16 protein-coding genes are annotated in these 20342 nt (G+C 50.4%); 12 read left to right on the top strand and 4 right to left on the bottom strand.

The window, feature by feature from the left end; all coding sequences use genetic code 11:
- Positions 1–77 precede the first annotated feature (77 nt).
- The 6 genes from secA2 (at position 78) to ON063_RS03525 (ending at position 9616) form a co-directional block, all read left to right on the top strand.
- Positions 78–2444, top strand: coding sequence for an accessory Sec system translocase SecA2 (gene secA2, locus ON063_RS03550; protein WP_274664259.1), 2367 nt, complete (start codon positions 78–80; stop codon positions 2442–2444).
- Positions 2444–3250 carry an SLAP domain-containing protein gene (locus ON063_RS03545; protein ID WP_274664258.1) on the top strand — a complete coding sequence of 269 codons (807 nt, stop codon included), beginning with the start codon at positions 2444–2446 and terminating at the stop codon, positions 3248–3250. Before secA2 ends, ON063_RS03545 begins: the two co-directional genes overlap by 1 nt.
- 130 nt (positions 3251–3380) lie before the next feature.
- Positions 3381–6131 carry a bifunctional 2',3'-cyclic-nucleotide 2'-phosphodiesterase/3'-nucleotidase gene (locus ON063_RS03540; RefSeq protein WP_274664257.1) on the top strand — a complete coding sequence of 917 codons (2751 nt, stop codon included), beginning with the start codon at positions 3381–3383 and terminating at the stop codon, positions 6129–6131.
- A 142-nt stretch (positions 6132–6273) separates the two neighbouring features.
- Positions 6274–7716, top strand: a complete 1443-nt coding sequence (locus ON063_RS03535; RefSeq protein ID WP_214820573.1) for a carbon starvation CstA family protein — start codon at positions 6274–6276, stop codon at positions 7714–7716.
- A 95-nt stretch (positions 7717–7811) separates the two neighbouring features.
- Entirely contained in the window at positions 7812–8483 is a 672-nt protein-coding gene (gene trhA, locus ON063_RS03530) for a PAQR family membrane homeostasis protein TrhA (protein ID WP_051829405.1), read from the top strand.
- 215 nt (positions 8484–8698) lie between these two features.
- Positions 8699–9616 carry a proline dehydrogenase gene (locus ON063_RS03525; protein WP_274664256.1) on the top strand — a complete coding sequence of 306 codons (918 nt, stop codon included), beginning with the start codon at positions 8699–8701 and terminating at the stop codon, positions 9614–9616.
- A gap of 15 nt (positions 9617–9631) precedes the next feature.
- Here ON063_RS03525 and ON063_RS03520 read toward each other — a convergent pair whose 3' ends face one another.
- The 3 genes from ON063_RS03520 to ON063_RS03510 all read right to left on the bottom strand — a co-directional run bounded on the left by ON063_RS03520 (position 9632) and on the right by ON063_RS03510 (position 11849).
- The gene (locus ON063_RS03520) at positions 9632–10204 is read right to left on the bottom strand and encodes a YcxB family protein (protein WP_274664255.1); all 573 of its coding nucleotides are present in this window, start codon (positions 10202–10204) and stop codon (positions 9632–9634) included.
- 70 nt (positions 10205–10274) lie between these two features.
- A complete protein-coding gene (locus ON063_RS03515) occupies positions 10275–10823 on the bottom strand; it encodes a YcxB family protein (RefSeq protein WP_274664254.1) in 549 nt (182 codons plus the stop codon).
- A gap of 123 nt (positions 10824–10946) precedes the next feature.
- Complete coding sequence (locus tag ON063_RS03510; RefSeq protein WP_214820570.1) at positions 10947–11849, bottom strand: SDR family oxidoreductase; 903 nt, start codon at positions 11847–11849, stop codon at positions 10947–10949.
- A gap of 214 nt (positions 11850–12063) precedes the next feature.
- Here ON063_RS03510 and ON063_RS03505 point away from each other — a divergent pair, with 214 nt between their 5' ends.
- The 6 genes from ON063_RS03505 to gcvH all read left to right on the top strand — a co-directional run bounded on the left by ON063_RS03505 (position 12064) and on the right by gcvH (position 19118).
- Positions 12064–14475, top strand: a complete 2412-nt coding sequence (locus ON063_RS03505; protein WP_274664253.1) for a 3-hydroxyacyl-CoA dehydrogenase/enoyl-CoA hydratase family protein — start codon at positions 12064–12066, stop codon at positions 14473–14475.
- 18 nt (positions 14476–14493) lie between these two features.
- The gene (locus tag ON063_RS03500) at positions 14494–15666 is read left to right on the top strand and encodes an acetyl-CoA C-acetyltransferase (protein ID WP_274664252.1); all 1173 of its coding nucleotides are present in this window, start codon (positions 14494–14496) and stop codon (positions 15664–15666) included.
- 13 nt (positions 15667–15679) lie between these two features.
- On the top strand, positions 15680–17464 hold the full coding sequence (locus ON063_RS03495) for an acyl-CoA dehydrogenase family protein (protein ID WP_274664251.1): 1785 nt from the start codon (positions 15680–15682) through the stop codon (positions 17462–17464).
- Positions 17465–17553: 89 nt separating this feature from the next.
- Positions 17554–18285: a hypothetical protein gene (locus tag ON063_RS03490; protein ID WP_274664250.1), complete on the top strand. Its 732-nt coding sequence runs from the start codon at positions 17554–17556 to the stop codon at positions 18283–18285.
- A gap of 47 nt (positions 18286–18332) precedes the next feature.
- A complete protein-coding gene (locus tag ON063_RS03485) occupies positions 18333–18686 on the top strand; it encodes an arsenate reductase family protein (protein WP_214693491.1) in 354 nt (117 codons plus the stop codon).
- A 48-nt stretch (positions 18687–18734) separates the two neighbouring features.
- Positions 18735–19118, top strand: coding sequence for a glycine cleavage system protein GcvH (gene gcvH / locus ON063_RS03480; RefSeq protein ID WP_012726861.1), 384 nt, complete (start codon positions 18735–18737; stop codon positions 19116–19118).
- A 45-nt stretch (positions 19119–19163) separates the two neighbouring features.
- Here the strand turns inward: gcvH and ON063_RS03475 are convergent, their stop codons facing one another.
- On the bottom strand, positions 19164–20219 hold the full coding sequence (locus ON063_RS03475; protein ID WP_274664249.1) for a PTS transporter subunit IIC: 1056 nt from the start codon (positions 20217–20219) through the stop codon (positions 19164–19166).
- Between the last annotated feature and the right edge of the window lie 123 nt (positions 20220–20342).

Below are 20342 nucleotides of genomic sequence, written 5' to 3'. Positions count from 1 at the left end.
CTCCGAATTCACTCGATTTTCGTTATAATAGACGAGTATGTAACAGATGAATTGACAGAAAGATGGAGGCTATTAGTGTGATCCAATTTGTAAAACAATTAACGAATGATCAAAGCCGGCGTTTGAAAGCGTACGAACGACGGGTCGCGCGAATCAACGAATTAGAGACAACGATGCAAGCACTCTCGGATGACGAGATGCGTACATATACGGAGACGCTCAAGGCACGTCTCCTAGATGGAAAGAAAGTCGATGACATCGCCGAAGAAGGGTTCGCCCTCGTCCGCGAAGCATCGGTCCGCGTGCTCGGCATGCGTCATTACGACGTCCAGCTCATCGGTGGATTCGCCCTTCTCGAAGGAAACATCTCGGAGATGCCGACAGGGGAAGGAAAGACGCTCGTCGCCGCTTTGCCGAGTTACGTCAAGGCACTTGAAGGAAAAGGCGTCCACGTCATCACCGTGAACGATTATTTGGCGAGACGTGACGCCGAACAAATCGGTAAAATTCATGACTTCCTCGGTTTGACGGTCGGCTTGAACGTGCCGGACATCGAACCAGACGAGAAGCGCGCCGCTTATCAAGCGGATATCACGTACGGGGTCGGGACCGAGTTCGGGTTCGACTATTTGCGTGACCACCTCGTCGGGAAGCCGGAAGAGCGCGTCCAGCGCCCGTTCCATTTCGCCCTCGTCGACGAAGTGGACAGCATCTTGATCGATGAGGCGAAGACGCCACTCATCATCGCGCAAAAGGACCGTTCACACATCCGCTTGAAACAACTCGCACAGCAAGTCATCTCGAACTTTGAAGAGACGGACTATGAAGTCGATTTGGAATCGAAGGCGGCCTCGTTCACCGAAGCGGGAATTACCAAGATCGAAGAGTTGTTCGCCATCGACAACTTATTCAGTGCGTCGCATCAGGTGCTCTATCACTATCTCGTCCAGGCGCTTCGTGCGAACGTGTTGTTCGAGCTCGATGTCGACTATATCGTTCGTGACGACAAGATCGAGCTGATCGACTTGTTCACGGGACGTATCATGGAAGGACGTAGTCTCTCCGAAGGATTGCATCAGGCGCTTGAGGCGAAAGAGGGCGTCACAATCACCGAGGAGAACAAGACGACGGCGGAGATCACGATCCAGCACTACTTCCGCATGTATCCGCTCGTCGGCGGGATGACGGGGACGGCACAGACGTCACGCCAAGAGTTCTTGAAGACGTACAACATGGACGTCGTGCAAGTGCCGACGAACCGTGAACGGAAACGAATCGACCATCCGGACCGCATCTTCATGACGATCGAGCAGAAGTATGCGGCCGTGACGGAAAAAGTCGACGAGTTGCATGCGATGGGACGTCCCGTCTTGATCGGGACGACATCGATCGCGCAATCCGAGGCGATCAGTAAACATTTGAAGAAGAAACGGATCAAACATGACGTGTTGAATGCGAAGACGGTCGCACAAGAAGCCGACATCATCGCCGACGCCGGGCAGTTCGGGAAAGTGACGATCGCGACGAACATGGCCGGACGCGGAACGGACATCATGCTCGATGCAAAATCGAAAGCTGCAGGTGGACTATACGTCGTCGGGACGGAACGTCATGAGTCGCAACGTGTCGACAACCAGCTTCGTGGACGCTCTGGGCGCCAAGGTGACCCAGGGGAGACTGAGTTCTTCGTCTCGCTCGAAGATGAGATTGTGAAACGATATGCCGCACAAAAACTAGAGCGCGTCGAGAAGAAACTGAAACCGAACGCGACAGGTGAGATCTCGTCAAAAGAAGCAATCGATGTGGTGGAATACGCCCAGACGACGATTGAAGGAATCGGCGTATCGATCCGTGACTACTTGTTCAAGCTCGATGACGTCTTGAACGAACAACGGAACATCATCTATACGATTCGCGACCAGGCCGTCAATGCCGATGCGGATGCCATCACGAAAAACGTGCTCAGCATGATGCGTCTCGCTCTTGAGAACAGTATCGACATGCACGTCTCGGACGAACTCGTTCCGGAAGAATGGCCAGTCGCCGAATTGAAAGAAGACTTGCGCTATTTGACGATGCAAGAGCCGACTTGGTCGAACGACATCGCGGATACGTACGAGTTGAAAGAAGCGTTAAAGGATTGGATGGAAGAAATCATCCAAAAAACAGAAGCGCGCCTTACGCGAGAAGACGTCGTCTTATTCACGAAAGAGTCGCTCCTTCGTGCCCTTGATACGAAATGGACGGACCACTTGACGATGATGAGTGGATTGAAAGAAGGAATCGGTCTACGGAGCTATGCCCAAGAAGATCCAAGTCGTCTCTTCAGCAAAGAAGGGTTGGACATCTTCGAACAGACGTATGTCAACATCGCCCGTGACGTGACGGTAGAACTATGCCAGCTCGACCTGTACTTCGTCGAGACGGCAGAGGAGGAAGTGTAATGTTAGGATTTCGTAAGCGAAAACAAATCGAGACAGGCAAAACGGAAGAAGGGCGTCAGTTGACGCTCGTCTTCGATGATGAGATGGGGATCCCGAAAGAAGATGAGTACGTCTTCCGTTATCATGCGAAACGACTCCCGGCACTCCTCGACAACCAGCTCTCAATCGAACTGTTGAGCGCCGAGTCGCTCGGTCAGGACTTGTCGATTGTCGCGTTGTTCCGCAACACGCTCCCGAGTTCGTTTGAAATCAACGAACTTCCGGTCTTATTGCTCGACGCGAACAACATGCCGCTCGGACGAAAAGTGTTGGAACGTTCGGCGCTCCCGAACTTCGAGCCGTGGACGAGTAAGCCCGTTTACCTCGATTTCCTTCAAGATGAATTGTTTGGCGAGATTGACACGTCTGCACCACTTCGTCTCGTCTTCCAAATGAACCCGATCGACGCGATCCAAGCCATCTCACGTGAGGCGATGGAACAGTTCTCGCCAGGGGCGTGGCAACAAGTGATGCGCACGAACGTTGCGACACCACCGGTCGGGGAAGACGAGTTCAACATGATGCTCGTCGCCGTCGAACAAGACGAGACGCGTGTCACGACGACACTCCTTCTCCGAAACGGCTATGCCCACGATTTGAATGTGGAACAACTCCCACTCGAACTCATGAGTGGAGAAGAAGTTGTCGGTCTCACGACAATCCGTCTTGAGAACCCGGTCCACAGCAAACATGCCTACCCGATTTCCGTCACGTTCGAGAACGTGGAAGGGGACGGCCCGTTCACCGTACGGATTAAACGCTCATAAGACGAAAGACCTAATTTCTGTAAAGGAAATTGGGTCTATTTTTATAAAAAATTTTAATGAGAGAGAAAGACAGCTGGTGGTATATTGAATATGGTTAGACATTAATCAACCAGACAAAGGGGACAATCACATGAAAACCGCATTAAAATGGTCGATCGCGACCGCGCTCGTGTTACCAACCGTTTTGCCGCTACAGGCACCAAACGTTTTGGCAGAAGTCGACGAGGATATCGTCAAGCTCCGTTTCTTAGAGACGACAGACTTACATACGAACATCACGAACTATGATTACTTCCAAGACAAGGTCGACAACACGATCGGGTTGACGAAAGTCGCAACACTCATCAATGAACATCGTACAGCCGCTGGGGAATCGAACACGTTCTTGTTCGATAACGGCGATACGATTCAAGGGACACCATTTGGCGACTATGTTCGTGAGCTTCAAGCTGGGAAAAATGAAGCGTTCGAACATCCGATGTATAAAGCGATGGCAGCACTCAACTATGACGCCGTCACACTCGGGAACCACGAGTTCAACTTCGGTCTCGAATTCTTGTACAACGCGATGGAAGGATCGAAAGGGAAGCTCCGTTTCGTCAACTCGAACGTCAAAGACTTAGAAGGCAACCCAATCGTCTCGAAGTTCAACGTGGATGGACAAGAGGTCCAAATCATCGAACGGACGGTCACGGACACAGACGGGGAAACACATACAATCAAAGTCGGTGTGTTCGGTGTCGTGCCGCCGAAAATCATGTCATGGGATTCAGGGAACCTACAAGGTCGTGTGACGGCAGAAGACATCATCCCATCGGCGCGTGAATCAGTTCAAAAGTTAAAAGACCAAGGAGCAGACGTCGTCGTCGCGCTCGCGCACTCAGGCATCGGCGAAAGTGCAGCACTCGCGGACGAACAGCTCGACAGCGAAGAGAACGTCGGATATGCGCTCACGAAGATTGATGGGCTCGACATGGTCATGACGGGGCACCAGCACGGTCGCTTCCCGGATGCGAAAGGTATGTTCGCTTCGTTCCCGAACGTCGATATGGCAAAAGGGACGATCAACGGCAAACCGGTCGTCATGGCGAACAACCAAGGGAAAGACCTCGGTGTCATCGATTTCGAACTCGAACTCGTCGACGGCAAATGGCAGATTCTTGACGCATCAGCTGTGCTCGACACGGTGACAGCCGATACGGCGGTCGACCCGACAATCCAGGCGTTGATCGAAGACGACCACTTGGCGACAATCGACTACATCAACCAACCGGTCGGGCAAATTCAAGACGATATTCAAAGCTACTTCGCGCTCGTCCGTGACGATGCGTCGGTCCAGTTCGTGACGAACGCACAGAAATGGTACGTCGAGAAAGAATTCGAGACGAACCCGGAGCTTTCACCTTATAAAGGTCTGCCACTCTTGTCGGCAGGGGCACCGTTCAAAGCGGGCGGTCGTGAGTTGACGGACGCGAGCTATTACACGAACATCCCGAAAGGTCAAATCGCCTTGAAGAACGTGGCGGATTTATATGTCTATCCGAACACGCTTGAAGTCGTCAAAGTGACAGGGAAGGACGTCATGGACTGGCTCGAGATGTCAGCGGGGGCTTACAATCAGGTCGATTCGGACGGGGATGAAATCCTCAACTTGCAATTCCGTAGCTATAATTTTGATGTTCTTGACGGTTTGACGTATGAGATTGACGTGACGGGACCAGCAAAATATGACGGGAACGGAAAAATCGTCAACGAGTCGGCGAATCGCGTGAAAAACATTGAGTATAACGGAAAAGCAATCACGATGGACCAAGAGTTCTTGGTCGCAACGAACAACTATCGTGCCGGTTCGTCTTCGTTCCCTGGCCTTGGTGGCGGGAAGAACATCGTCTATCGCTCAGCGTATGAGACACGTAACGTCATCTCCGACTATATCGTTGCGAGCGGGGACAAACTCGATTACAAAGCGGACAACAACTGGAAGATTGTCGCGGATGCGAAGCGGACTGTCAAATTCGACACAGCCGATGCAGGCAAACAATATGTGAACCTTTACGAAGGAATCGAAGCGACAGACGCGACTCGTACGGACGCGGCGAGTCGTCTCTTCCGGACGTATACGACGGAGCTCGAAGCGGCATCTGTTGACTTGACGCTCTCGGTCGATGTGATCAAGCCAGGTACAAAAGTCGTGACCGGTAAGACGACTCCATCTGCGAAAGTGACATTGAAAGACGGCAAGACGGTTCTTGCCACAACGACAGCCGATGCAAAAGGCCTTTACCGTTTGACGGTCAAACCGCTCAAACTTCGCCAGACATTAACGATTGTCAGTGAATTGAACGGAAAGTCGTTGACTGAGACAAAAGTGGTTGGAGATGGATTCGTTCGTAAACCGATGTTGTCAGAACGTTACACGTATACGAACACCCATGCGTTTTATGGAAAGACGTCACCAGACGCACTTGTCATTCTTCGTCAGAATGGAAAACGGATTGCTTCAGTCGTGGCAGATCAGAGTGGATCATTTAAGTTTATGAATCGCGCTGGCTTCCAAGCAGGGGACTATGAAGTGACGGCGACGATCGGCAAGGTCACAACGTCACAGAAATTCGCGCTCGATCGACTTGCTGTCGCGTCACCAGAACTTTTACGTGGCGTGAAAGTGAATTCAAAAGCGATTGGTGGTCGTACGACAAGAGGTGCGAAAGTGATTTTGACAGACAGCAAAGGGAAGAAATTAGCTGAAACAACAGCGAACTGGGCTGGCTGGTATACGCTTCAACCGAAGAAAGGGTTGAAAAAAGGAGCCTATCTTGTCGTTGCAAGCGAACAAAATGGAGCAAGTGCCAAACAAAAGCGTCTGTTTTTTGTCGAATAAAAGTGACGGAAATGTGAATGAAAGCCCTTACATTGTCATCTAGTCTTAATGTATAATCAATCATGTAATCGGTTACATGACACATGTAAACCGAAGAGCTGACGGGGATCAGCTACATATGGACGGAAAAGGGGACTGACAGATGATTACATTCTTTGTCGCACTCGCACTACTTTTGGTCGGGTATTTGGTATATGGTCGTTACGTCGAGAAGACGTTCGGCATCAAGGAAGAGCGGACGACGCCCGCTTACGCTTCCCAGGACGGCATCGACTACGTGCCGATGGGTAAAAAACGGAACTCGATGATTCAATTACTGAACATCGCCGGTGTCGGACCAATCTTTGGACCAATCATGGGGGCGCTCTACGGACCGGTCGCATTTCTTTGGATTGTCTTCGGGTCGATTTTTGCCGGGGCGGTACACGACTATTTGACAGGAATGATTTCCCTTCGGAATAACGGGGCACATTTGCCACAACTAGCGGAGAAGTTTCTCGGACGCTCGCTCCGCCATATCGTCAACGGATTCGCGCTTTTACTTCTTCTACTCGTCGGAACAGTATTCGTCACGTCTCCGAGTAACATGATCAACAACTTGTTTGATGGAAACGCATCGACGCTCATGTTCGTCATCTTCGGTGTGTTCGCCTACTATATCTTGGCGACGCTCCTCCCGGTCGATAAAATCATCGGACGCATCTATCCATTCTTCGGGGCATTACTCGTCGTCAGTGCCATCGGGATCGCGGTCAGCTTGTTCGCACAAGGCTACCAAATTCCAGAAATGACATTGACGAACATGCATCCGGACGGCTTGCCAATCTGGCCGCTCCTCTTCTTCACGATTTCGTGTGGGGCGCTCTCTGGCTTCCATGCGACACAGTCGCCGATTATCTCGCGGACGACGATGAAAGAAAGCAACGGCCGTGAAATCTTTTACGGTATGATGATCGCCGAAGCCGTCATCGCCATGATTTGGGCTGGGGCTGCGATGGCCATCTTCGAGCCAGGTGAATTGCTCGGACTCATCAACTCAGGGACGCCGGCACTCGTCGTCCAAGAAGTGGCGACACTCATGCTCGGTAGCATCGGTGGGACGCTCGCGATTCTCGGTGTCATCGTCTTGCCGATCACGTCAGGCGACACGGCATTCCGTAGCGCGCGTATGATCATCGCGGACTACTTGTCGATCGCACAGAAGAAGTTCTCATCACGTCTCTGGATTGCACTGCCACTCTTCGCGATCTCATATGTGCTCACGAACATGGACTTCCAGATGCTCTGGCAGTACTTCAACTGGGCGAACCAGACGACGGCGGTCATCGCACTGTTCGTCGGGGCGATGTACCTGTATATTAAAGGACGCAACCACTACATCGCGCTCCTTCCAGGGACGTTCATGTTGTATGCGGTCTGGTTCTATATTTTGACGGCACCGATTGGCTTCAAGCTGGACGGGGTCCTTCCGTATGTCATTTCGACACTCGGGACATTAACGCTGCTCGTCTTGTTCCACAAACGGGCACGCGCCATGCGGGCTGCACAAATGGAATGTGACATTCCGGTGAAAGAAGTCGCATAATCTCGACACGGGCTAATCGGTAGCCCGTGTTTTCGATTGCGTTTAAATCGGGAAATGTCCATACTAGAGGGAACAGTTATGGAAGGTGGGAGCATATGAAACAAGAACAACTCAAAGAGATGCTCCATGCCGACACGCTCGGGGAAGAGATCGCGAGCGCGATCACGCACGGCTTAGGGGTCATCTTCAGCATCGTCGCCCTCGTCTTACTCGTCATGAGTGCGACGGAAAGTGGGAGCACGTGGAACGTTACGGCGGTCAGCGTGTTCGGGGCATCGATGATTTTACTCTACTTATTCTCGACGCTCATGCACGCCATCCCGCATCCACGAGCGAAGCGGGTGCTACAAGTGTTCGACCACGCGGGGATTTACTTACTCATCGCCGGAAGCTATACGCCGTTCGCCCTTGTGACCCTTCATGGGACGCTCGGCTGGACGTTGTTCGGGATCGTATGGGGTGTGGCGATTCTCGGAATCGTCTGGAAACTGTTTTCGACCGGGAAGTATATGTGGGTGTCGAATGTGACGTATCTCGCACTCGGCTGGATCTGCATCATCGCCATCCGTCCGTTATATGAATCACTCGGTCATCAAGGGTTCATGCTTCTCCTCGCGGGAGGGATCGCTTATTCGGTCGGAATCGTGTTTTATGTGTGGCAAAAACTGCCGTTCAACCATGCGATTTGGCACTTGTTCGTCCTAGCGGGAAGTGTGTTCATTTTCCTCAGTATTTTGCTCTATGTCGCACCTTCGACAAGCCTATAAGACAGCCGTCCTACGGGGCGTCTGTCTTTTTTGAAAAGTTGGGAAGAAAGTGCTGCAAACGGTTACAAAAATACAGACGAATTGACGTTTGTGTGTCATAATAATTGCAGACATCATCAGTTACAAAAATACAGACGAATTGACGTTTGTGTGTCATAATAATTGCAGACATCATCATAGAGATAGATGGGTGTAAAAGTAAGGGGGAAAATCAGATGGAAAAAGTGTTGCGCGATGGATTTATCTACATGTCACAAAACAAAACACTCAACAGTTTGGCAAAGAAATATGGCCTACGATTTGGTGCATCACGCTTTGTAGCAGGGGAAGACTTTAAGGCTTCCGTTCCGACGATTCGCGAATTGAACGCGAAAGGGTTGTCGGTCACGGTCGACCACCTCGGGGAATTTATTAAGACGGTGGAAGAAGCGAATACGAATCGTGACGAAATCATTCGTGCGATTGAAATTATGGCAGAAGAACAATTAGACGCCTATATGTCCCTTAAATTGACGTCACTCGGATTCGACATCTCGAACGAGTTGATTGAAGACAACATGCGTCAAATCCTAACGGTCGCACGAGAAGTAGGGGTCTTTGTGGCCATCGATATGGAAGATGAGCAGCGTTGTGAGAAGACGCTCGAGTTGTTCAAGAAGCTGAAGGGTGAATTTGACGGTCTCGGAACGGTCATCCAGTCGTACTTGTATCGCTCGGAAGATGACATCAATCACCTCGCACCGCTCAAGCCGAACCTCCGGATCGTCAAAGGGGCATATAAAGAACCGGCGACGGTCGCGTTCCCTGAAAAAGAGGACGTGGACCATAACTACGTGAAGCTCGTCAAACTCCATCTTGCGAACGGAAACTACGCATCCATCGCAACACACGATGACCATATGATTGACGCCGTCATCGAGCACGTCAAAGAAAACAACATCCCGCTCGACCAGTTCGAGTTCCAGATGTTATACGGCATCCGCGTCGAGCGTCAACTCGAGCTCGTACGCCAAGGCTATAAAGTCCGCGTCTACGTGCCATACGGCCGTGACTGGTACGGATACTTCATGCGCCGCCTCGCGGAGCGTCCGGCAAACGTGGCGTTCGTGTTAAAAGGAATGGTGAAGAAATAAAACAAGCACACGAGTTCACGTTGAACTTGTGTGCTTTTCTGTGTGTAGATGTTTTTCGAGTATCCGATCGATTTCACTTTGTTCGACTTCGGTAATCCCATCTTTCATTTTCGGGATAATCAAAGCTTCATCCTCTTCATAATAAAGGAAGCGATACGACTCGTCTTGATATACGCGAAGAATAGATGTCCAAGGAACTTGTGTCGTACGGTGGATACTACCGCGAACGGCTTGCATTTCGACGTGAGTTTCAGAAAACTGAAGCTTAATGTCTTTTGGCCAAACGTTCTGTTTTTTGAGGGTGCGACGGATCTGCCAAAGGTAGAGTGGGGCATGTAAATCTTTAAACAGCGGTCTAAGTAATAGGGCGAACAACATCCCAATTCCAAATGTGATCAACAATCGGGTCATCGTCGATTCGAGATTAGGAAATAATAAGATTGTAGCAATGAACCCAAGCGCGAATAGCGGAATATTCATATATTTCAACCATACGCTGCGAATTCGTTTATGTTGATCAGAATGGTGAATCATGTCGTTTTGGAAAGCTGAAAAATCTTCAAGCGTCAGTTCGTACGTGGTGACCATAACATCTGCTCCTTTGTAGTTTGTCATATGCATGTATGTCTAGGGAGTATTGAACCTTGAATATAGTTGCTTAGAGAGTGATATTTAAGTGTTTTTGTAACAAGTGATTGATGGTTGTTTGATTAGTCTCACGCAACTTTCGCTTCGGTATAATAATTGCTTCCGTCGCTTCGATGTATAGATAGTAGTTGGTTTCGTCTTCACTTACTCTTTCAATTGCTTTCCATGAGACTCGAACCTGTTTATTGACGGCGTTGTGGAGAGAGTTGACTTCAATTCCGTTCTCATAAATTGATAATGTCAAGTCACGTGGCCATTTCGATTCCTGTCGAAATATGGAACGCAATAGTTTCAGCCTAATTGTAAAATGCACTTTCTTGAAGAATGGGAACAAGAGAAGCGGTGCTACAACAGCGGTACCGACAGCGAGTATGAGGATGATGGCGGCGGACATTGTTTCAGGTAACAAGGTGATTGCGAGGGCAAATCCATAAAAAGCTGTCAGCAACATGAGTACAATCGTGATAAGTAAAGATTTCCGTTTTTCCGAAACCGAGTTTTCAATAAAATTTTTTTGTAGCATGAAAAAATCATTTTTTGTCAATTGATAATGAATCATCTATCATTAACTCCTTCCTTTCATCTGATTAACGAAGTAATATCTGTTAACCACTGTATCATGTAGTGGATTAATTTCCCATAAAAACAGGCTCAGTACATGATGACTGAGCCTGTTTCAAAATTATCCATTAATCACTGTACCACCATTGACGTGAATGACTTGACCACTGACGTACGTCGAGTCATCGCTTGCAAGATAGACGTATGCAGGTGCGAGTTCAGCCGGTTGCCCCGGACGTTTCATACCGGAAGAATCCCCGAACGATTTCACTTTCTCTGCGTCAAATGTCGACGGGATGAGCGGTGTCCAAATCGGTCCGGGGGCGACCCCGTTGACGCGAATCTTTTTGTCCGCCAAGTTTTTGGCGAGCGAGCGAGTGAAGGCGGTGATGGCACCTTTCGTCGACGCATAGTCGATTAGCTGATCGTTTCCTTCATATGCCGTGATCGAAGTTGTATTGATGATGCTCGCTCCTTCTTTTAAGTAGGGGAGCGCGGCTTTCGTTAAGTAGAACATGCTGAAGATGTTCGTGCGGAACGTCTTCTCGAGCTGTTCGTCCGAGATGTCGAGGAGTGATTCCTGCGGATGCTGCTCGGCGGCGTTATTGACGAGGATGTCGATATGACCGAACGTCTCGAGCGTCTCTTCGACGATTCGTTGACAGAAGGAAGATTCCCCGAGGTCTCCTTGGAGCAAGAGGCAGGCTTGGCCCAAGTCTTCAATCCGTTCTTTCGTCGCTTCCGCGTCTTCGAGCTCGTTTTGATCCTTATAGACGATGACCGAGTTCGCACCTTCATGGGCGAAGAAGATGGCGACCGATTTCCCAATCCCGGAATCCCCGCCGGTGATGATCGCGACCTTGTCTTTTAACTTGTCACTTCCCTTATAGTCTTCCCGTTCATAGATCGGGAAGGGCTCCATCTTCGAATCGATTCCCGGTTGGTGCGCCTGTTCTTGTGCGTCCTTTTTAAACGACTCAAAATCCTTTCGACTACCTGCAGTGTTCAGACGATTATCGCGCATGCGTACATTCCCCTTTCTAAATTTGACTCTTTTTGTCTATACCACATCGATTGAAAACTAATCGTTCAATCAAAAAATGGAATGAAATTGAAAAATGAACGCTTGCGAATGAATGTTCATTCATTTATGATAGAAGAGTAAACACGATGGTGATTGCGATTTTTTTTACGCGTGAAATGAATCACTATTCATTCTCATTTTAGGGGGGAACACTATGACGAGTCACATCGAACAATCAACCGACCTCCGTTTGACGAACTCAATTCGTTTTGCGGTCGTCATCGGTTCAGGAGTAATGGGGGCGGGGATTGCGGCTCACTTGGCGAACGCGGGGATTCGTTCGCTCATGCTCGACATCGTACCACGTGAATTGACAGCAAAAGAGGAAGCGAAAGGGTTGACGCTCGAGTCACCAGAAGTACGAAATCGCATCGCCTCAGAAAACCGTCAGAAGCTATTGAAACAAAATCCGGCACCACTTGCGACAGCCGACCATCTCAACTTCATCGAAGTCGGGAACTTAGAAGATGATTTAGAGCGTTTGAAAGAAGCGGACTGGGTCATCGAAGTCGTCGTCGAGCGCCTCGATGTGAAGCAACAGCTCTTCGAGAAGATTGCACCTTACATCCGTGAAGATGCGATCCTCAGCTCGAACACGTCAGGGATCTCCATCGAAGCGATGGCAAGTGCCCTTCCGGAAGGATTGAAATCACGCTTCCTCGGGACGCACTTCTTCAACCCACCGCGCTACTTGAAGTTGCTCGAACTCATCCCGACGGAGAAGACAGCACGCCCGGTCATCGACTTCATGTCACGCTTCGCGGAAGACCGTCTCGGGAAAGGTGTCGTCGAAGCCAAAGACACGCCGAACTTCATCGGTAACCGCATCGGGACATACGGTCTCCTCGTCACGTTCGAAGAGATGCTCAAGCAAAACGCGTCAATCGGAGAGATGGATTCAATCACAGGTCCACTCATCGGTCGTCCGAAATCAGCGACGTTCCGCACACTCGATGTCGTCGGAATCGACACGTTCGTTCACGTGGCGGGTAACGTCTACGAGACGCTCGAAGCTGGGGAAGAGAAGGACACGTTCGACGTCCCTTCAGAAATGAAGCAACTCGTGGAAAAAGGCTGGATCGGACAGAAGGCCGGTCAAGGCTTCTATAAGAAAGAAGGAAAGGTCATTCAGGAATTGAATCTTCAAACGTTCGAATACGAACAATTGAAAGCGATTACAGGTCCTGAACTCGATCAAATCAAGTCACTTCCAGGCTCAAAAGCGAAGTTGAAAGGTGCCATCTTGAACAAAGGTCGCGTCGGACAACTGCTTTGGCCAATCACGGCGAAGACGCTCGCTTACTCGGCACGTCTTACTGGAGAGATTGCAGACACAATCATTGCGATTGACGATGCGATGAAGTGGGGCTTCGGTTGGAAATTCGGACCGTTCGAAATGTGGGATGCCCTCGGTGTTGAAAAATCAGTCGAGCGTATGAAAGCGGAAGGTTACGACGTCCCGGCATGGATCGATGAGATGCTTGCTGCAGGTAACACGTCATTCTATAAGGGAGACCAGTATTACGATAAAGCGTCGAAGGCGTATGTCGAGAAGACCGTCAACCCGAAAGAATTGAAACTCAAGCCACTCGCAAAATCAAACGGCATCATCTTAGAGAACGGTGGGGCACGCCTCGTCGATATCGGCGATGACGTCGTCGCACTCGAATTCACATCACCAAACAACGCAATCGGTGTCGACATCATGCAGATGATCGAACAGTCGATTGACCGTGTCGAGCAAGATTTCAAAGGAATGGTCCTCGCGAACGACGGCAAGAACTTCTGTGTCGGCGCAAACCTTGCGATGATGCTCATGGAAGCAGAAGACGAAAACTGGTTCGAACTCGATTGGATCATCAACAAGTTCCAACAAGTCGTTCAAAAGATTCGTTATTCAAGTCGTCCGGTCGTCGCCGCACCATACGGCATGACGCTTGGTGGCGGAACAGAAATCAGCTTACCAGCAGCACGTATGCAAGCTGCGCTTGAGACATACATGGGTCTCGTCGAAGTCGGTGTCGGTCTCATCCCAGGTGGGGGCGGAAACGTCAACACGTATCGTCGACTCCTCGAACAGACGCCAAAATCGATGCAAAACATCGAGAAGGCTGCACAACAGACGTTCGAGAACATCGCGATGGCGAAAGTATCGAAGTCGGCATTTGATGCGAAGACACTCGGTTACCACCGTGCGGTCGACGGAATCTCGATGAACCGTGATCACTTGACGTTCGATGCGAAACAGACGGTACTCGAACTTGCCGATGGATACACGGCACCGGTTCGTGAGAAGTTACCGGTCGTCGGTCAAACGGGTAAAGCGACGCTTGAACTCGCGGCATATGAAATGTTCTACGGCGGTTATATTTCAGAGCATGATTTGAAGATTGCGAAGAAACTCGCACATGTCATCAGTGGTGGCGACTTGGCATACGGTACGCTCGTCGACGAACAGTACCTCCTCGACATCGAGCGTGAAGCCTTCTTAAGCCTCATCGGGGAGCCGAAGTCACAACAACGGATGCAACATATGCTCGTGAAAGGCAAACCACTACGGAACTGATAAAGGGGGACATAACAGATGAGGGAAGCAGTCATCGTAGCCGGCGCACGGACGCCGGTCGGAAAAGCAAAACGCGGTTCGTTCCGTAACGTTCGTTCGGACGAGCTCGCGGGATATGCCATCAAGGCAACGCTTGAGCGTTCAGGATATAAAGGCCCGATTGATGACGTCATCATGGGTTGTGCGATGCCAGAAGCGGAACAAGGGATGAACATCGCTCGCTATGCGGCGGTCCGGGGGGGACTGTCGCACGAAGTTCCAGCGATCACCATCAACCGCTACTGCTCGTCAGGTCTTCAAGCCATCGCAGATGCGGCGGCAAAAATCATGATCGGTCAAGCAACGGCCATCATCGCCGGCGGTATGGAATCGATGAGCCAAGTACCGATGGGTGGTCACGTTATCCGTCCAAACCCACACATCATGGAGACGGCGCCTGAGTACTACATGAGCATGGGTCATACGGCAGAGCGTGTCGCGGCCGAATATAACATCTCGCGCGAAGACCAAGATGCGTTCGCTATCAACAGTCACCAAAAAGCGGCTGCAGCCATCGCGGGTGGAAAGTTCCAGGAAGAAATCGTTCCTGTGACGGTCATCGAGCACGTGCTCAGTGAAGACGGTAAAGTCGCAGAAGTGGAGAAAGTCGTGAAGCATGACGAAGGTGTCCGTGCCGATTCGACAATTGAAGCACTCGGTAAACTTCGCCCAGCTTTCAAAATCAAAGGATCGGTCACGGCGGGTAACGCCTCACAAGTGTCAGACGGAGCGGCAGCAGTCCTCGTCATGGACCGTGAAGAAGCAGAACGCCAAGGGTTACAACCGATGGCTAAGTTCCTCTCGTTCGCAGTCGGCGGTGTCCGTCCGGAAGTGATGGGAATCGGTCCAGTCGTCGCCATTCCAAAAGCACTCGAAATGGCTGGCGTGAAGTTAGAAGAAGTCGGATTGTTCGAGTTGAACGAAGCGTTCGCGAGCCAATCACTCGGTGTCATCCGTGAACTCGGAATCGATCCATCGAAGGTGAACGTGAACGGCGGCGCCATCGCCCTCGGTCACCCACTCGGCTGTACAGGAGCAAAACTTTCTGTCTCGATCTTGCATGAGATGAAACGACGCAATGAGAAGTATGGGGTTGTCACGATGTGTATCGGCGGCGGAATGGGCGCGGCTGGTGTCTTCGAATTACTTTAAGGGGGAATCGGATATGGAACGTACAGAACATGAATTGATTAAAGGCGGTAGCTTTGTCATTGACGCACTCGACGCAGAGCGTCTCTTCACACCAGAGGATTTCTCAGATGAGCATAAGATGATTGGGGACACGACGGCAGGATTCGTCGATGACCGCGTCATGCCAGTTCTCGAGCGCATCGAAAAACACGAGTTCGACCTTTCAGTCGAATTGTTGAAAGAAGCAGGCGAACTCGGTCTCCTCGGAGCAGACGTTCCAGAAGAGTACGGCGGCTATCAACTCGATAAAATCTCTTCTTCGATCATCACAGAGCGTTTCGCGAAAGCTCGTTCGTTCGCACTCAGCTACGGCGCACACGTCGGAATCGGGACACTCCCAATCGTCTTCTTCGGATCAGAAGAGCAAAAACACAAGTACTTGCCGAAACTCGCGACAGGTGAATGGATCGCAGCTTACGCGCTCACGGAGCCAGGCTCAGGGTCTGACGCACTCGGTGCGAAAACGACGGCTGTCTTGAATGAAGCGGGCACACACTACGTCTTGAACGGTGAGAAGCAATGGATCACAAACGCTGGCTTCGCGAACGTCTTCGTCGTCTACGCAAAAATCGATGGTGACAAGTTCAGTGCCTTCATCGTTGAGCGTGACTTTAAAGGAGTCTCAACTGGAGCAGAAGAGCAGAAGATGGGAATCAAGGGATCGTCGACACGTACGCTTATCCTTGAAGACGTCGAAGTACCAGTCGACAACCTTCTCGGTGAAATCGGAAAAGGTCACGTCATCGCCTTCAACATCTTGAACGTCGGTCGTTACAAACTTGCAGTCGGAGCAGTTGGGTCTTCAAAACGTGCGTTCGACCTCTCGGTACAATATTCGAACGAGCGCAAGCAGTTCAAGACACCGATCAGCCAATTCCCACTCATCCAAGAGAAATTGGCAACGATGGCAGCCAACATCTATGCGATGGAAAGCTCAGTGTATCGCACGGGTGGCTTGTTCCAAGATAGCTTGGATGCACTTGGTGACGAGAACATGCGTGACGGATCAAAAGTCGCACAAGCGATTGCTGAATATGCGATCGAATGCTCACTCAACAAAGTATTCGCTTCTGAAACGTTTGACTACGTTGTCGATGAAGCGGTCCAAATTCATGGTGGATACGGATTCATGGCAGAGTATGAAGTCGAAAACCTCTATCGTGACTCACGCATCAACCGCATCTTTGAAGGAACGAACGAGATCAACCGTTTGATCGTTCCGGGTACGCTTCTCAAGAAAGCGATGAAAGGTGAATTGCCGCTCCTCGCCGAAGCACAAAAACTTCAAAAAGAGCTCATGAGCTACATGCCACAAGAATTGGACGGCTCACCGCTCGCACGCGAGAAGATGCTCCTTTCGAACATGAAGAAGATCAACTTGATGGTCGCAGGTACAGCGGTTCAGAAGTATCAACAAGACCTTCAAAACGAACAAGAAATCTTGGCGAAGATCGCAGACATGATCAGTGCCATCTACGCGCTTGAAGCAGCCATCGCTCGTACAGACAAAGCGATCGCACGCTCAGGCGAAGAGAAGAACACGCTCAAAGTCCGCTACACAGAAATCTTTGCGGAACAAGTGTTCAAACAAGTCGAACTCATGGCGAAAGAAGTATTGTATGCAGCGGCGTCTGGTGACGAGCAGCGCATGCTTCTCTCGGCAATGAAGAAGTTCAGCCGCTACCAGCCGATCAATGTGATCGGGACGAAGCGTGAAGTTGCTGCGAGCCTCATCAAAGCGAACAAGTTTATCGTGTAATTCAATCGACAGAGAGGGTGGACCGGACGCGGTCGACCCTTTCTTTTTGGTCTGTTCGCCGCGTACAATAGAAACGAGGGGGAGAGACGATGAAAACACGCGATAGATTGCTTGAACGAATGGAACAAATAGGGGAATCGGTTGCCGCACACGAAGGAACGCTGATGTTGCTGGCATTAGGGTCGATCGGACTAGAGACGGAGCGACTGGATGATTATTCGGACCTCGATTTCTTTTTAATTGTCGAGGACGGGCAGAAGGCACGCTTTATCGACCGACTCGACTGGCTTGAAGTCGAGCCGCTTCACTATCAGTTTCAAAACACGAAAGACGGACATAAGATCATGTATCACGATGGCATCTACGGTGAATTCGCCGTCTTTGAAGTACATGAACTCGCAGCGATCGCCTATACATCAGGACGCGTCGTCTGGCGACGGGATGAAGCACTCGACGTGTTCGCGACACCGCGTCTTGAGATCGCGCGTGAAGCGACGGCTTATTACTATGAAGAAGCGTTGACGAACCTATATGTCGGCTTGCTTCGGGAACGCCGGGGCGAGATGCTCGCCGGGTTCGAACTCGTCCAAGTCGCGGCCGTTCAAAACGTCTTGAAGGCGCTCGGTGGACAAGGAGACCCGTTCAACCCGACACGTCGGGTCGAGACGAGACATCCAGAGATGATTCCTTTCCTGTCAGGCGGGGTATTAGGATACGGCAGGTCAAGTGAGGCAGCAGCGGTCATCCTTCGCTTTATGGAAGAGCGACATTCCGTCAATCCGACGATGAAGCGAGAGATTGAACGGTTGCTTGAGACGTGAATTGATTTCTCAAGATGTGCTACATTGATGAAAGAGGTGATGAACAGATGGTGACACTATACGGCTATCCACCATGCAGTACGTGTAAAAAAGCAGAAAAATGGTTGAAAGAGCAAGGGGTCGAGTATACATACGTTCATATCGTCGAATCGACACCGACGAAAGAAGAACTCGCCGAGCTGTGGAAACAATCGGACTTACCGCTTAAGAAATTCTTCAATACGAGCGGGCAAGTCTATCGAAACGAAGGCATCAAAGACAAGCTACCTAATCTATCAGAAGACGAACAACTCGAGCTATTATCAAGCAATGGTATGCTTTTGAAGCGTCCAATCGTCACAAATGGTGAAAAAACGACGGTCGGATTTTCAGAAAAGTCCTTTACGGACGTTTGGGGCTAAGTGCTATAATACAGATGTGAGTCTAATTTATTTGAGGGGGAAGTTAGGATGAGCAAAGTACCAGCAAATTTACGTTATTCAAAAGAACATGAGTGGGTAGAAGTGAACGGAACAAAAGCCCGCATCGGCATCACGGATTTCGCACAAAGCGAACTAGGGGATATCGTGTTTGTGGAACTCCCAGAAGTTGACGGTACGATTTTGCTCGACGAGCCATTCGGTTCAGTCGAATCAGTGAAGACAGTCTCTGAGTTGTATGCGCCAGTATCAGGACGCATCACAGCAGTAAACGAGGACCTTGCCGATTCTCCAGAACTCGTCAACGAGTCACCGTTTGAAAATGCATGGATGATCGAAGTTGAGTTGACGGAAGAGTCAGACCTCGACAAGCTCATGTCTGCAGAAGAATATGAAGCGATGATTCAAGGATAAGTAAAACCGGCCTCTCCTGATTGGAGAAGCCGGTTTTTTATATGTTTACTCGAAATCGAGTCGGTAATGATCCGATTTAACGAGCGTCGCCCGTTCGAACACACGATAGAAGAAAATCCCGAGTCCGACTGGAATAAGCCCGAACAAGACGATCACAAGAAGCACGTTGAACAAGGCGAATCCGCCCGGCATGAGATGTAGCGCATTTACCGGTCCAATGAGTCCAGATACGCCAAACCCTGCACTGATTGGAGTTCCCTCGATTCTTAATATACCAGCGAGCGCACCGAGGATGGCCGCATTCGCCAAAATCGGAAGCATCATAATCGGGCGTCGGACAAAGTTCGCCATTTGAATCTTCGGTGACCCGAGGAAGTGGGCGATCGATGTCCCGGTCGCGTTCGCCTGCCACCCTGCGATGGCGAGACCGAATCCAGCGGCGACGACGCCGAGGTTTGCCGCACCGGCCGCAACGCCTGATAGGCTAATCGCGGTCGCGATTCCGACAGTCGAAATCGGCGAGACGATGATGAGCGAGAACGCCATCGCGATCAAGATGCCCATGAGAACCGGTTGAAGATCCGTCATCGTCATGATGAGGTATCCGATGTATGTCGTGATCTGTGAGATATACGTCAATAAGAAGGCACCGATGCCCCCTGCGACGACAATGACTGTCATCGGCATGACGATGACCGTATACGTCTTCAAGTGGGGAGCGAGCTTCATGACAAGAATCGTAGCGATCGCAGCGGTCACACCGGCTGTGATCACGTCACCGATTTCGGCCATCACGAACGCACCTTCGTTAATTCGAACGGCGCCACTGCCGACATAGGTTGCGATGGCGATTGTTCCAGCCTCTAAAATCGATCGTCCGAACTGCATCGCGACGGCAAGACCGATAATGGCCGGGAGGAGTCGCATCGCAATCGTCGTCGCATCCAATATGAATTGAAGAGACGGAAAATAAGGGAGTATAGCTTTCGTGAGTTCACCGAGCAGCGCGCTCGGGATGAGGGCGATCAGAATCGCCATACTGAGACCGTTTAAGACGTTCATCGTAAATTGCTTTGTCGTACCTGTTGCCTGTTCCGTCATCATTCATTCACCTGTCCTTCTTCTTTGCTGTTATGTACAAAAGCGATAAAGTTAGAACCCATATTATTCCTATCCGACAGAAGAGTCAAGAGAATCATTGAAAAATTCTGAAATTTCACGAGA

Source organism: Exiguobacterium sp. B2(2022), assembly GCF_028823655.1.
In the GTDB taxonomy this organism is placed as follows: domain Bacteria; phylum Bacillota; class Bacilli; order Exiguobacteriales; family Exiguobacteriaceae; genus Exiguobacterium; species Exiguobacterium aestuarii_A.
This window is presented reverse-complemented; position numbering and strand designations above follow the sequence as displayed.